The sequence below is a fragment of the Kangiella aquimarina DSM 16071 genome (assembly GCF_000374105.1).
Taxonomy (GTDB): Bacteria; Pseudomonadota; Gammaproteobacteria; order Enterobacterales; family Kangiellaceae; genus Kangiella; species Kangiella aquimarina.
The window spans coordinates 887843-902771 of record NZ_KB893650.1 but is presented as its reverse complement, the minus strand read 5'-3'; the positions used below and the strand labels follow the sequence as shown (position 1 = coordinate 902771).

Here is a 14929-nt window from a genome sequence, read left to right as displayed (position 1 = left end):
GTAGCCTATATAAAAAGCCCGCTAATTGCGGGCTTCTTTTTTTAATCTCAACTACTGGATACTTATCGTAAGTGTTGTATTTGAGTAATCTTTAAATCCATACAAACTAATATACCAATCGCCAGCCTGAGGGTTGGTGATGGTACAAATTTCCTCATTAGTGTTGTTGTAAGAACGGCAATCAAAATTACTCCGATCGGGTAATGCATTAAACATGACATACAGATCGGCATCACCTGTTCCACCAGTCAAACTTACCTGTAATGTGTTAACGCCAGATGAAATCGATACCGGAATATCTGTCCAGCTTCTGCGCGCACCTGAAAGACCGTCATATATGACTGTCTCTCCAGGTTGATTGTTTTGCGAGCTAGCGTCAATTTCTACTACGATAGGATCATGATCAGATGCTCGATAGGCTGCTGAAGAATAAAAGTTATTAATTTGTTCAGGCGTTTTAAACTCTTCGTTGTAATCTAATGCGCGTGGCTCATCAGCATTAATATGCCAGTCGGTTACATCAACTATTTTATTCACCAAAGAAGAGCTGACCATCACATGGTCAAGACTTCCCGCTAATCCAGTAAAGACATAAGAATAGGCTTTGTTTCCTTTAAGTTGACGCGCAATATTGACATAGCCTGCCTGCTCCAGTTCATACACCGGGTCTTCCATTGCATAGGCATTTAAGTCACCCATTATTACAATGTCATCATCAGATACACCCGTTGGGTTAGTGGCCAGCCACTGAGCCATATACTCTGATGCTGCTGTTCGACGAGCGTTCCAGCAACCCTGCCAATCACCCTGGTCTTCATCAAGGCTACCATCAGTCGGACAACTGCCTTTCGATTTAAAGTGATTCACAGATACGGTCAGCTCTTCCCCACTGGCAAGATGCCTGAAGGTCTGAACCAATGGTTGTCTATTTTTGGCATCAAATGGGTAGGTACTGGTGGTAACAGCCTGTCCTGTTTCTTCAACGGTTTCATTTCGATAAATCAGACCAACTGTAATTTCGTCAGTACCAATTTGACTCAGCCCAGGGTCAACAAAACTGTAACTTACTCCAGCCCCTGAACTAGCATTCAACCCGCTAACTAAGTCCTGAATCGCACTGTCTGCACCAAATCCATCATTTTCCATCTCCATGATGCCGATAATATCCGCATCCATGGCTAATATCGCATTGATAATTTTGGCACGTTGACGATTAAACTCATTGAGCGTATCGGCCCCACGCGATGTCGGAAACCCTCCGCCCTGACCATCGCCATTAAAATAATTCAGCACATTAAAGCTGGCCAGACGAAGATTGCCTAAGCTGGAAATTTGAGGCTGACTTGTTCGCTGATTAATATGCGTAAACGATGGAGCCTGGGTAGGCTGAACACGATAGGCGGCAAAAGCTTCATCCAAAACTCCTACCAGAGAAGTAACTTTATCACCTGAACGAATGGTGTTATCAGCAGACAGGCCACCCGTTGGATATACAACCTGAACAGGATTTTGTCCTGTCTGACCATCATCCATAATGATTCTATTTAAGGCATTGTCAGCCGCTAGTTGCTGTGCCTGTGAGCCGGGACGATACAGTTGAGTCGGTTGAAACAGGCGATCCGTTCCTGATAAGACCAATTCACCGTATCTCGCCAGATTATAATTTTCCGTTACCACTAATTCCTGGTTGAAACTTACCAGCATTCCTTCATACGACTCTAAAGCATCAGCATTGCTCAATGGCAAACTTAACATTGTAGGCTGAATATTCAGACCTGAATCGCAGACTAATACGTCAGTTATATTTGCTAGTTGTGTTTTTCCACCAAACTCTTGGACAGTTGCTAACACACGAACTTTATCACCTATGGTTAGAGGAGTTTCAAAGCCTCCTTCATAAATGAAAAGTCCTTCCGAGGTAGTATTATCCGTATCATGGTCAGTGGCCTCTTCCTGAACAAAAAAGCCATTTAATTGGTCTGAATTTTGAAAGTCGCCAACCACAACAGCTTCAATCACCACCTGATTATTAAGCATATTACTGGATGTTCCGTTTCCCTGAATGGCATGGATCAAGGTGGCATTATCATTACAGGCACCAATCTCAACACCAGGTTGTGTGTTGCCGCCTGAAAACACTCCCAGATCTGAAAAATCATCGATTAGAGTGCCATTCCAACTTGCCGCCGGATCGAAAGAATCCAACGCGTTAGCATCATAAGAAACGCTATTACGTCGTAAAGACATATCCTGAGTTTTAAGCGTATTAGTTCCCCAGAAGCTTCCAGGGTCCACGCCAATCTGCCCTACTGAATCTATCACAACGCCTGAGTGTTCGAGTGTGACAGCATCATCTCCATTAAACCAACTACCTCCATTCAATAGTTGAGCAAGATTAGCTAACCCTGGATCTGAGTTGCTATGCGCTACCACGTAAGTTTCTCCGGCTAGCAATGTGCCAGAAAGCGGTATCTTTTTGCCCGGAGCAGTATTGCTATTGAAGTAAAAGTTTAATGCATAGCTACTGAGATCGATGCTCTGAGCGCCTGAGTTATATAACTCAACCGCCTTGTTGTAGCTGCTACCTTCCACATACTCTGAAATCATCAGTTCAGCGTGACTTATCGCTGATAAACCGATTCCTATCATTGCTGCTAATATGGTGTGTTGTCGTTTCATTATGACCCCTTTGTATTTAGGTGTTATTGAAAAGACACCAGACTACAAACGGGGTGTGACACTTAATTGACTGGTTAATGACTTTATTGAGACAGAACGATGACGATGAACAGAGGTTTGAACTTATACACAAAAAAGCCCGCGCTTAGCGGGCTTAGATTAATGATATTTGAAATTATAGTATTTCTTCCTGCGCTTCCTGCTCTAACTTTGCTCGAGCAGCAGCCTCTTTTTTTCTCATGAGATTCTTTTGATATTTGGATTGCACAATATCACTGAGAACCATAACTGCAATAACGAAATAGAAGGTGGCTTTGTTCATCGGCTCAATGGGGTAACCGAATAACAATAGGTGTGATTTGTGGCCACCGTCTGCCAGTAACATGATACCGACCACAAGTAGAATAAATAAACCCAACACTTCAAACATTCGATTCTTCTGCAAGAATTGTGACACTGTATCGGCAAGCCAAATCATCAAAACACCACTGAAGACAATGGCGATGGCCATCACCCAGAAATTATCGGTTAATGCCATGGCACTTAAAATCGAGTCGAAAGAAAACACCAGGTTCATCAAAACGATCAGTGCAATAACTTTTGCTGCTGACTGTGGCTTGCGTTCATGTGCTTCGCCTATCTCTAGCGCCATCATATGCCAGATTTCTTTGACCGCTGTGTACATAATAAAAATACCACCAAACAGAACGATGATACTTTCAAAAGTAAAAGTAGCCTCAATGACTCCCGTCCACGGAATGGTAAACAACTCACCTTGAACATATTTAATCAGTTCAATCAATACAAACAATAAAACAATCCGAAGAACAACGGCTAATCCAATCCCAAGACGACGCACCTGCTTTTGCTTTTCCAATGGGGCACGTTTTGATTCAAGTGAAATATAAAGTAAATTGTCAAAACCGAGCACCGCCTGCAAAACAATTAGCATACCCAGTGTTAATAAATTTTCGATGGTAAATAAATCCATAATTAGCCCTTTTATTTATTAATAGTTTTGTCAGACAGTTCTGCCCTAACAATTTGATCATTCTGCTCAAGTGACATCACAATGTCCATCCCTTCCACCACTTCACCAAACACGGTGTAATTACTATCAAGGTGCAAATTCGGTGCCAGATTAAAAAAGAATTGTGCGCCACCCGTGTCTTTTCCAGCGGTTGCCATACCAATAGTTCCTTTACGATGCGATCGCTGATTCAGCTCTTCGCGAATGCTGTAGCCGACACTGCCAGAGCCATCACCATACTTACTGCCACCTTGCGCAACAAAGTTGGGAATGACACGATGGAAATAGGTGTCGTTATAAAAGCCTGATTCGACTAAACGAATGAAGTTTGCAGACGTGTAAGGTGTGTCAGCAAATAACCTGATGACAATATCACCTTTGGTGGTAACGATTTTTACTAGAACTGGCCACTCTTGCACCGAGAATGGCAGTTCTGTGGGAGTTTTTACCGGCTCAGTTTTCGGCTCCTGATAACTGTTAAGCGCTCGCTGTGCACCAATACGAATAATCTCCTTATCACTCTCTGCAAGTTGCTTCAGAACAGGAGGAATATTCAACTCGACAAAATACTGAATCACCGCTCGTTGATGATTCGGATCATCCGATTCGAGCCAAGCTTTAACTAATTTCTGCACATTAGGTTGAGCCTTGTCGTTGGTAGCCAAAAAGGCTTCTGACTGTACCCAGGTGTTGTCACTCTCGCGAAGTGTTTTTAGTGTTTGCGGCGTCATCCAGCGGCGTCCCGATTGTAGTACCGATACCTGCAATACTGGATTATCCGCTAAGGCTAATTCATTCAGCGCCTGAATCTGCTCGGTGCTGGTTAAGGTTCTAATACCTAGCGCCTGCGCTGCAGCAATCTGTACCGCTGAGCTTTCACTACGAACCTTTTCCCAAAGAAACGGCGTGATATCTTTATGGCCCAATCGTGACAGAGCCCGAATCACAAATGCCTGTGTAGCGCTATCCAATGAAGCATGCTTTTCTTTCAACAGGGCAATAACATCCGGAACATGCGGATCTCTTAGCAAAGAAACCCTCGCTAACAGAAAGCTCGCCATTAACGCAGTTTCATCATTTCGTAATCGTTCAATAACGCGAGCAACTTCAATCTCAGTATCGCCCGTTAACAGATGACGATGGAACACTGACATAATTCCCAACCCCTGCATCGCGGCGTTAGCAACCCTGTGATCCTCAGTTTCTTCAATTAACCTGGCTAAAGTTGGAACCGATTGCTCACCACCCAAATTACCAATGGCCAGCACCAGGGCGGCTCGAGCCTTGCTATCTTTTTCTTGAGCCAACTGCTCAATCAGACTCGCCGTTGCTGGCTTATGCAGACCGATACCCAGAGCAAAGGCAGCGGTTTCTCGAATGCTAGCTTTAGGATGTTGTAGCGAGGGCAAAATAAGCTCACTGGCCTGCTCGCCGCCAATTCGTCCTAAATTGATGAGCGCGAAATCTACTGTCTTAAGGTTGTCGCAAGTCAAAGCCTTATTGAAAGCAGATTCATTGATTTGACGCATATCTGCCAACCGATACAGTACAGCTGACTCAACGCAAGGCGGTGATTTAGGAGTCAAAGCACTACAACTAACCAAAAACACAGTGAAAAAGGCGAGTGTTAGTGGTTTTGCAGGCTTGCTACGGTGGCTTAGTCTGGTGAGGCAATGTAAAATGCGCATAACTTTGATCAACCCTGTTGTATTTAATGGCTCAATATATTTATACGATGAATCGCGTGGGCAAAATTGTCCCACCGAATAAAACTATTCTAAAAGATATTTCCCTATCATTCTTCCCTGGCGCCAAAATTGGTGTTTTAGGTCTTAATGGTGCGGGTAAATCGACTTTATTACGAATCATGGCTGGTGTCGACACCGATATCGAAGGTGAAGCGCGTCCTCAGCCTGGTATCAAAATTGGTTACCTGCCGCAGGAACCGCAACTTGATGACAGCAAAACAGTCCGTGAGACGGTTGAAGAAGCGGTTACTCATGTCAAGGATGCTTTAAACGAACTTGATCAGGTTTATGCAGCCTACGCCGATGCTGATGCTGACTTTGATGCCTTAGCCAAGCGCCAGGGCGAATTGGAAGCCATTATTCAGGCCGCCGATGGTCACAATCTTGAAAATGCTCTTGAGCGTGCCGCAGAGGCTCTACGCCTACCGCCATGGGATGCGGAAGTAAAAAACCTGTCTGGTGGTGAGCGTCGTCGTGTCGCCATCTGCCGCTTATTGCTTGAACATCCGGATATGTTGTTACTGGATGAGCCAACTAACCACCTGGATGCCGAATCAGTGGCATGGCTCGAACGCTTCCTGGTTGATTATAAAGGCACAGTAGTGGCCATTACCCACGACCGCTACTTCCTCGACAATGCAGCGGGCTGGATTCTTGAGCTTGACCGCGGTTACGGTATTCCATGGGAAGGCAATTACTCTTCATGGCTGGAGCAGAAAGCTGCTCGTCTGGAAATTGAAGAAAAGCAGGAACAAGCTCGCCAGAAAACCATGAAAGAAGAATTGGAATGGGTTCGCTCTAACGCTAAAGGTCGTCAGGCAAAATCTAAAGCGCGTATGGCGCGATTTGAGGAACTGTCCAGTAAAGAATATCAACAGCGCAATGAAACCAAAGAATTGTATATTCCACCAGGCCCACGCCTCGGCACTCAGGTCATTACAGCTAAAGGCCTGACCAAAGCATTTGGCGACAAGTTGCTTTATAACGATCTCAACTTCAACTTACCGCAAGGTGGTATTGTTGGTGTAATCGGTCCAAACGGTGCTGGTAAATCCACCATGTTCAAATTGATCACTGGCCAGGAACAGCCTGATTCCGGTGAATTGGTAGTTGGTGAAACGGTTGAATTATCTTACGTTGATCAGAGCCGTGACTCACTGGATGACAGTAAAACGGTTTGGGAAGAAATTTCCGATGGTCTGGATTTGATTACCGTCGGCAACTACACCACCCCATCGCGTGCTTATGTCGGACGATTTAACTTTAAAGGCACCGATCAGCAGAAACGTATCGGCCAGTTATCAGGGGGTGAGCGTAACCGTGTTCACTTGGCAAAACTGCTAAAAAGTGGCGGCAACGTTCTGTTACTGGATGAGCCAACCAACGACCTCGACGTAGAAACCTTGCGTGCACTGGAAGATGCATTACTGGCCTTCCCGGGTTGTGCAGTGGTCATCTCGCACGACCGCTGGTTCCTAGACCGTGTGGCTACCCATATTCTTGCCTTTGAAGGTGACAGTGAAACAGTCTGGTTTGAAGGTAACTACCAGGAATATGAAGCAGATCGCAAACGCCGCCTTGGGACTGAAGCCGATCAACCGCACCGAATAAAGTATCGTAAAATCTCTAAATAAGTATCCTCGTATCTATAGGTTGGGTTAGGGGCTTCGGCCTCGTAACCCAACACTAAGACTCAACAGCGTGGCCTTCTAAAATTCCCTTAGACAAGCCAAAAGCCATCTGCTACTTTAGAAATATCATAACGTAATGATTCAGGATAAAATTGGTGTCAGAACAGGATCGACGCAACTTTTCGCGCATTGAATACAATGCCAAAGTGTTAATTGAGCAGGGAGAGCACAAATCAGTGGGCTCTGTCATCGAACTCTCTTTGAACGGTGTATTAATAGACTCAAAATCAAAACTGGACGTTACGCAACCTGTCGACATCCAAATCATCATTGACGAATTTTCTCCGGCCATACATCAGAAAGCTGAAATTGTTCATCATCAGGATCAGCAATATGGTCTCAAAACTTTAGAGATTGATATTGATAGTATGCTGCAGCTTAGAACTATCATCAGTATGCACAATGACGATCCAGATGACATTCATAGAGAGTCAAAAGCGCTCTGGGAAATCAAAGTTGAAGAAAAAGACAGCGAGACTAATAGCTAAAATTATTCTTTAATCCATTCATCAAATCGTGTCTGATAACCTTCAGGTTTGATGATATCCATCTGCCAACAGGTCTCACCTCTTGCCAAATATTTCACTTCAAAATGTGTGCGCTGAGAGCTTTTATCGACTTCAAATACATTAGGACCCAATTGCCACTGTTCTCTTGCCAACTGTTCAGCCTCTTCAATATATGACTCGATGTTGGTAGCTAGTACTAGTTTGGCATTGTCCTGCATTCTTGAAAGTAGAAACTCAAAAAATGGCATGTTCAACCAGCGCTGACTGGGATTCTTGGGTTCCGGATTGGGATACAGTAAAAACACACCAGCAAGACTCTTTGGTTCTAACGCATGAACTACCCAGGGAATGGCATCAGCATGAACAGCCATTAAGTTGCCCAAAGACAGCTGCTCGGCTTTTTCGGCAAAGTCATTAAACTTGTTTCGAGTTCGCTCAATCGCAATCAAATGCTTATCAGGATTATCTTGAGCAAACATCAGCGCATGCTTACCTCGCCCAGCACCAATTTCTAAATATTGTGGCTGCCGTATGGTCAGCTGAGAGAAGTCGCGTGGTGCGAATAACTTTTCTGGCTTAAAGGTACGAAGGTTGTCAGAGGTCATGAGCTTTTAAACTAAGTCGATTGTTTCTTTACATCAAAGCATGAAAGGGTAGTATAAAGCGTTATCAGAAACGGTAAAGGAAACACCATGAAAAAAGTATTAATCATTCTCGCTGTGTTGTTGGTAGCCGCTGGTGCAGGCTATTACGCATGGCAAGAGTACCAAGCAGCGCGAGACAAGCTGTGGGAAGAAAAAGCGCAGCTAGCCGAGGCAACGCTTAAACCCATTAAAATGCAATTTAAAGATACCCTGATGACAGGTATGCAGCAAGGCGTCGTTGAAGCGATTAACTATTGCAATCTTGAGGCGCCAGAAATTACCGCAAAGGTTCCTGCAGGTGTCGAGGTGGGACGTACTAGCCATAAAGTACGTAACCCAGCTAATGAACCCAGCGAATTGTTGCGCGGCCCTCTTGGTTATTATCTTGAACAGGAGAGTAAAGGAAACAAACCGGGTGGCAACATTACTCAACTTCCCAGTGGGGAGTGGCTTTACGTTGAGCCTATCTATACTCAGGCTGTATGTCTTGCCTGTCATGGGCAAAACATTGCTCCTGAAGTGCAAGCGGCCATCAATGAAAAATACCCGAAAGACCAGGCCACAGGTTTTAAAGAAGGTGAGCTGCGAGGAATGTTCTGGCTTAAGTTAGCTGAAGATTTCGGCGAGTAGCCATTGAGTGACTCGCTTTGATAGTGCGATGGTCACTCAATCAAAATATTTTGAAGGCTTACCTAAATAAGTTGAATAAACTGAGCCATTCGACTAACACCAATAACCTCCATGCCATCGAATGGCTTCTGAGGCTTATTGCCCTCAGGAACGATTGCTCGTTTGAAGCCATGTTTGGCTGCTTCCTTCAGGCGCTCCTGACCATTGGGCACCGGACGAATTTCACCCGCTAATCCAATCTCACCAAAGATGACGGTATGTTCTTCCAGTGGGCGGTTTCGTAGGCTCGAAATGATCGAGGCCACTAACGCCAAATCGGAGCTAGTCTCCATGACTCTGACACCACCCACCACATTGGCAAACACATCCTGATCATAAGTTGCAATTCCGGCGTGACGATTAAGCACCGCCAGTAACATAGCAATTCGCTGATGATCGAGACCGACTGCGATACGGCGCGGTTGAGGAGCGTGTGAGGTATCCACCAGCGCCTGAATCTCCACCAGCATAGGGCGCGTGCCTTCCCAGGTTGCCATCACCGCACTGCCCGCTACCGGGTCCTGATATTTGGAGAGAAATATTGCAGAGGGATTTTTGACCTGCTTCAAGCCTTCGTCGGTCATGGCAAAGACCCCCAGCTCATTGACTGCGCCAAAACGATTTTTCACTGCGCGCAACAGCCGAAGTCGACCATCACGTTCGCCCTCAAAATACAGAACTGCATCTACCATATGCTCTAGCACCCGCGGTCCTGCCAAAGCACCATCTTTAGTGACATGACCAACAACTAATAACGTAATGCCAGTCTGTTTCGCAAATCGCACCAACTGAGCGGCACTTTCACGCACCTGAGCCACACCACCTGGTGCAGACTGCAACATTTCTGTGTAGATAGTCTGAATGGAATCAACCACCATGACTTTCGGCTTTTGCATCAAAGCTTGCGTGGTAATTTGCTCGACCTGCGTTTCAGTTAGCAAAGAAAAATCACCAGTAGCCAGGCCTAACCGCTGAGCACGCATGGTTACCTGCTGTAATGATTCCTCACCAGTCACGTATAAAACCGAATCAGTTTCGCTGATTTTGCACAGACTCTGTAACAGGATAGTTGATTTACCGATCCCCGGATCACCGCCCATTAAAACGACTGAGCCCGGCACTAAACCACCGCCTAATACTCGATCCAGTTCAGACAATCCTGATGACATGCGCGGTAGCTCAGACAGATCCACCTTGTCCATTTTGACCACTTTAGAATCCTGTCCTGCGTAACCTGTAAAGCGTGAGCTCTTAGCAGTGCTACTGACTTTTTTAGCATCCACTTGCTCAACCATCGAGTTCCATGCTTTACAGGCACCACACTGCCCCGCCCATTGTGGGGTTTCGCTGCCGCATTCTTGGCAAACATAAATTGTTTTTACTTTTCCCATAATTACCTTACTTTCAAACGGTCTGATCGTCTGTCTGACTTTGTTAGAATGTGCTTAGCTTTCGGTCATTTATTATTTATAAACTTCCTCAAACACGCCCATTCTGCCTTGTCAGACAATTGCTCAGTCCGTTTTCTTATTGATTTGCCGGTTGCACCCGTCCTCAATATGCTCACTGATGATGCTACATCAGCTCCGCTATTTCGTCCGGTTTTGCCTCGATTAGCGTCATCTCAACTTTTCTACCGTTGTTGCTGTTTTATTGGTTTAACTTTCTGACTCAGCATATTCACTTATCTTTGCGATAAACAATGTCGTATATCATTGCTATTTTCAGATTGTCACCCGAAACACGCTTCTATTCGCCAGCGCCTATCTTATGAGATAGAATAGCTTTATTGAAGCAGATATCTGAATTTATCATGAGTAACAGTCACGCTGACCAATGGGCTCCAGACAGCTGGAAGCTAAAACCAGTCAGTCAGCAAATCAAATATGGTGATAGCGAAGCCTTGGCGCAGGTTATTGATAAGTTGCGTCAATTACCGCCTTTGGTTTCTGCGAGCGAAGTGGACAGCTTAAAAAGTCATATTGCCGATGCTCAGGAAGGTAGAGCCTTCATCCTGCAAGGTGGTGACTGCGCTGAGTCCTTTTCTGATTGTAATGCCGACGCCATTTCACAAAAAGTTCGTCTGCTCATGAGTTTAAGCCTGCTGGTAAGCCAGCAAACTCAAAAGCCGGTGGTTCGTATCGGTCGCATCGCAGGTCAATATGCTAAACCCCGTTCCGAACTGACGGAAACTCAGGATCAAACCACTCTTCCCAGCTATCGCGGCGACCTGGTCAATCATATTCATTTCAGCGAATCCGCACGAATGCCGGATCCAGCCCGTATGCTTCAGGGCTATAGTTATGCTTCGTTGACAATCAATTACATCCGCTCTCTGCTTGAAGGCGATATCAGTGATCTGTTCCAACTGGAGCAGGAATCACAAAACCTGTTGTCACTAAAAACTAACGCCAAATTGCACAAGAGCCTTGATCAGTTCCGAGAAGCCATGCGTTTGTTCCATCAGGCCAATGGTCCGCAGCATAATAGCCGTCACTGGCTTGAGTTCTTCACCAGTCATGAAGCACTGCATCTGCATTATGAAGAAGCGCTGACCCGCAAAGCCAATAATGGAAAATGGTATAACTTATCGACTCACTATCCCTGGGTTGGTATGCGCACCACCATTCAAGACAGCGCCCATATCGAATATCTTCGCGGTATTGCCAATCCAATAGCCATTAAAGTTGGTAAAGATCTGTCGCCACAAACCCTGGTTCAGTTATGTCAGGTGCTGAATCCCAATAATGAAGCTGGGCGCTTAACCCTGATTCAACGATTTGGTCATCAGCATATCGCTCAAGTCTTACCGGAAATGATCAAGGCCGTGCAGGCAGCTGGACTCAAGGTACTCTGGAGCTGCGACCCGATGCATGGCAATACTCGGGTAAGTTCACAGGGCATCAAAACACGTGATTTCCAGCATATCCAGAGTGAACTGCAACAAGCTTTTGAAATTCATGCTGCGCATAGCAGCCATCTTGGTGGCGTGCATCTGGAAATGACCGCTGAAGCAGTCATGGAATGCGTTGGTGGCACCTATGGAGTCACAGAGCAGGAACTGGATAAAGCCTATACCAGCCTGGTCGATCCGCGCCTAAATGTGGCTCAAGTATTTGAATTAATTGATTCTCTCGAAGAAAAGCAGCAACATTTACATAAAATTGACACAAAACACGTATCATCTTCTTGAATTGTAACCAAATGTTCACGTATATTAGGCGGATAAGTTCGCCCAAATGGGTAAACTAGGCCTATGGAAAGCGTGTTCGACCCAGATGGAAAGTATGAGGAGCAATGATGAAAATGACTAAAGCTGTAAAAAAGTACATGACTGTTTCAGTTTTTGTGGCCGGCTCATTCCTGTCAGGTCAGGCTTTTGCCAATGCTCAAATGTGCTCCAATGTACAATACTCTCCAACCGATGACACCCAGCTTCACGTGCTAACTCAGCTGGAACCTGAATTGGTTCAGCCAGCTCCTCAGCAAAACACTAAAAAAGACGAAAAAAAATCCGAACAGTCAGTTAGCTGGTTTTCATGGCTAACAGAATCTCATACAATGCCAAGTCTGCATTTTATCGATATTCTCGAACTGTTTGGCGGTGATGAATGAGCGAGCAACACACTCCTACGCAAAAAAATCTTTCCAGTAATACCCAAAACAACACAAACGACAACGATCAACAGTCAGACCATAAAGGTACAGGCTTCTGGTCCACTGTGAAAAGTGTAGTTGGCGCCATGTTTGGTGTTCAATCCGAAGAACAACGCCAGAAAGACTTCGAAAAAGGCAGCGCCTTAAACTTCATTATTGGCGGTATAGTCTTCGTGATTATTTTTATATTCACTATTCTTTATTTCGTTAACTCAGCACTGGAAAGCGCTGGGCAGTAGATTAGTTTAATCAGCTCTCTATAGTTCGTACGGGCAGTTCATCAATTGCCCGTACAAAAGCACTCATACACCTACCCTACTTCCGATAAACCACTATCAATTCCTGAGCATTGTTGCGCCCTGCACCATCGCAGGAAATAAAGCGTCGAACCGGAAAGGATTGCAAATCTTTTGCTTTAGCGTAAATCAGACGCGCAAAGTCGGTGTCATGATTGGAAATAACAACTGGAACGCCTCGCTTGGCGAGTTTCTGTGCTTCGAGGGCCAGCTCACGCTGATTATCGAGTGAAAATTCCTGCTGGCTGTAGCTGGTGAAGTTTGCGGTCAATGACCAGGGAAGATAAGGCGGGTCACAATAAATCACATTGCCCTGACGAGTATGGGTCATGGTTTTACTAAAACTCTGGCATCGAAATTCCGCACGCTTTGCCTTTGCAGCAAAGAACTCCATTTCACGTCCAGGAAAATAAGGTTTTTTGTAGCGTCCAAATGGCACGTTAAAGCCACCGGAACGATTATAGCGACACAAGCCGTTATAGCCATGACGGTTAAAGTATACGAATAATGCTGCTCGTTCTTTTCCTGGCTTTAACTGATTGAAGTGTTCACGTAATTCGTAAAAGGTATTCTGGTTATTATACTGATCGGTAAAATAACTCGAGCAATAATCAATAAAGGTGCTCTTGCCTTTTTTAAGCTGATTAAAAACATCGATCAGATCGGGATTAATATCAGCTAACAAATATCGATCATAATCAGCATTTAGGAACAGTGCTCCCGAGCCCGCGAATGGCTCAATCAGCTTATTGCCTTCTGGTAAAACTTTCAAAATTCTCGGTAGTAATCGGAACTTACCACCCGCCCACTTAAGGAAAGGTCTTTGATAGGAAGTGGGCTTTAGTGAAGACATAATCGGTTTTTATTCTTACAATTGCTGCCTAGTGTATCAAAACCGATCACGATTGAAAGTTAAAATTCAACCCAAAAGCAGGAACTGCAATAGGAAAGGCATGACTCTAAACCAAGATTCGAACAATCAAAATATTCCACAAGCCGTTTTTATTTTTGCACACAGTGCAGGCGCCGACTCCAGCTCTGAATTCATGCAAAGCATGACAAAGCTAATTAGCCATAGCGCTATCGAAGTAGTGCTATTTGATTTTCCTTATATGCTGAAACGTCAGCAAACCGGTAAAAAGTCTCCACCAGATCGGATGCCTAAACTGATTGAAGCCTACAAGCACCAGATTCTTGAACATTCCAAAGGAAGAAAAGTATTTATTGGCGGAAAATCGATGGGCGGCCGTGTTGCAAGTATGATTGCTGATGAAGAACGGGTGGCTGGCTTGATCTGTATGGGTTATCCGTTCCACCCTCCTGGCAAGCCTGACAACCTACGAACGGAGCATCTGCAGAATCTAAGTACGCCTACATTGATATTGCAAGGTACGCGCGATCCTTTCGGTAAGCCTGAGGAAGTGGCGAGTTATGAATTATCTGCAAACATCAAGGTTAAATGGCTAGAAGACGGTAACCATAGCCTGGAAACCCTAAAGCGATCAGAGGTCAGTACGGAAGAAAGCTGGCAGATGGCTGCCAAATTTGCTCAGGAGTTTATATTGAACCAGCTCTAAACATCCAACTGGTCAGTTAGCTTATGAGAAGAAATTGAAGTAGCAGACAGTGCCCCAGACGATGCCTGTAAACAGTAAGGCGACAAACACCATCGCTGAACCGATATCTTTTGCACGTCCAGACAATGGATGTCTTTCGGAACCAATGCGGTCAACAACCGCTTCAATCGCTGAATTAGCAAGCTCCGCCATCAGCACAATCCCCAGTGTCAGTAGCAAAATCGCAATTTCGGCGGTGGTGTTACCAATGACAAAAGCCAGAGGAATGAGGATAATAGCCAGAACCAATTCCTGACGGAAAGCAGCCTCATTAAGCCAGGCGCCTTTCAGGCCCTGCAAAGAATACTTTGTGGCATCAATAATGCGGGGAATACCTGTTTTACTGGGTTTCATAAGTGACATTGTGACTGACTTAATAGATTAGGCTTA

At 45.0% G+C, this 14929-nt stretch carries 14 protein-coding genes; 7 read left to right on the top strand and 7 right to left on the bottom strand.

Translation table 11 applies throughout. The features are described from left to right. Window positions 1–51 precede the first annotated feature (51 nt). From B158_RS0104425 to B158_RS13220, 3 genes are all read right to left on the bottom strand, one after another. Window positions 52–2679, bottom strand: a complete 2628-nt coding sequence (locus B158_RS0104425; RefSeq protein ID WP_018624152.1) for an ExeM/NucH family extracellular endonuclease — start codon at window positions 2677–2679, stop codon at window positions 52–54. A 175-nt stretch (window positions 2680–2854) separates the two neighbouring features. Beyond that, complete coding sequence (locus B158_RS0104420; RefSeq protein ID WP_018624151.1) at window positions 2855–3670, bottom strand: TerC family protein; 816 nt, start codon at window positions 3668–3670, stop codon at window positions 2855–2857. 11 nt (window positions 3671–3681) lie between these two features. Then, entirely contained in the window at window positions 3682–5238 is a 1557-nt protein-coding gene (locus B158_RS13220) for a peptidylprolyl isomerase (RefSeq protein ID WP_018624150.1), read from the bottom strand. Window positions 5239–5423: 185 nt separating this feature from the next. On the opposite strand from B158_RS13220, the gene ettA reads away from it, so the two are divergent. Together ettA and B158_RS0104405 are read left to right on the top strand one after the other, a co-directional pair. After that, entirely contained in the window at window positions 5424–7091 is a 1668-nt protein-coding gene (gene ettA / locus B158_RS0104410; RefSeq protein WP_018624149.1) for an energy-dependent translational throttle protein EttA, read from the top strand. A 152-nt stretch (window positions 7092–7243) separates the two neighbouring features. Next, complete coding sequence (locus B158_RS0104405) at window positions 7244–7636, top strand: PilZ domain-containing protein (protein WP_018624148.1); 393 nt, start codon at window positions 7244–7246, stop codon at window positions 7634–7636. Between the two features lie 2 nt (window positions 7637–7638). On the opposite strand, the gene B158_RS0104400 is transcribed toward B158_RS0104405, so the two are convergent. Then, complete coding sequence (locus tag B158_RS0104400; protein WP_018624147.1) at window positions 7639–8262, bottom strand: class I SAM-dependent methyltransferase; 624 nt, start codon at window positions 8260–8262, stop codon at window positions 7639–7641. 87 nt (window positions 8263–8349) lie between these two features. Here B158_RS0104400 and B158_RS0104395 point away from each other — a divergent pair, with 87 nt between their 5' ends. Then, window positions 8350–8931, top strand: coding sequence for a Tll0287-like domain-containing protein (locus tag B158_RS0104395; protein WP_018624146.1), 582 nt, complete (start codon window positions 8350–8352; stop codon window positions 8929–8931). Window positions 8932–8993: 62 nt separating this feature from the next. Here B158_RS0104395 and radA read toward each other — a convergent pair whose 3' ends face one another. Continuing rightward, window positions 8994–10361, bottom strand: coding sequence for a DNA repair protein RadA (gene radA, locus B158_RS0104390; RefSeq protein ID WP_018624145.1), 1368 nt, complete (start codon window positions 10359–10361; stop codon window positions 8994–8996). A gap of 422 nt (window positions 10362–10783) precedes the next feature. Here radA and B158_RS0104385 point away from each other — a divergent pair, with 422 nt between their 5' ends. From B158_RS0104385 to B158_RS0104375, 3 genes are all read left to right on the top strand, one after another. Continuing rightward, a complete protein-coding gene (locus B158_RS0104385) occupies window positions 10784–12163 on the top strand; it encodes a 3-deoxy-7-phosphoheptulonate synthase (RefSeq protein WP_018624144.1) in 1380 nt (459 codons plus the stop codon). Window positions 12164–12276: 113 nt separating this feature from the next. Beyond that, window positions 12277–12585 carry a hypothetical protein gene (locus tag B158_RS0104380; protein WP_228127061.1) on the top strand — a complete coding sequence of 103 codons (309 nt, stop codon included), beginning with the start codon at window positions 12277–12279 and terminating at the stop codon, window positions 12583–12585. Then, on the top strand, window positions 12582–12866 hold the full coding sequence (locus B158_RS0104375; protein ID WP_018624142.1) for a DUF2970 domain-containing protein: 285 nt from the start codon (window positions 12582–12584) through the stop codon (window positions 12864–12866). The genes B158_RS0104380 and B158_RS0104375 overlap by 4 nt, the downstream gene beginning before the upstream one ends. A 76-nt stretch (window positions 12867–12942) precedes the next feature. Here the strand turns inward: B158_RS0104375 and B158_RS0104370 are convergent, their stop codons facing one another. After that, a complete protein-coding gene (locus B158_RS0104370; RefSeq protein ID WP_018624141.1) occupies window positions 12943–13776 on the bottom strand; it encodes a Dam family site-specific DNA-(adenine-N6)-methyltransferase in 834 nt (277 codons plus the stop codon). A gap of 100 nt (window positions 13777–13876) precedes the next feature. Between B158_RS0104370 and B158_RS0104365 the strand changes: the two genes are divergently transcribed. Beyond that, entirely contained in the window at window positions 13877–14500 is a 624-nt protein-coding gene (locus B158_RS0104365) for an alpha/beta fold hydrolase (RefSeq protein ID WP_018624140.1), read from the top strand. A 21-nt stretch (window positions 14501–14521) separates the two neighbouring features. Here the strand turns inward: B158_RS0104365 and B158_RS0104360 are convergent, their stop codons facing one another. Next, window positions 14522–14902, bottom strand: coding sequence for a diacylglycerol kinase (locus B158_RS0104360; protein WP_018624139.1), 381 nt, complete (start codon window positions 14900–14902; stop codon window positions 14522–14524). Window positions 14903–14929: the final 27 nt, after the last annotated feature.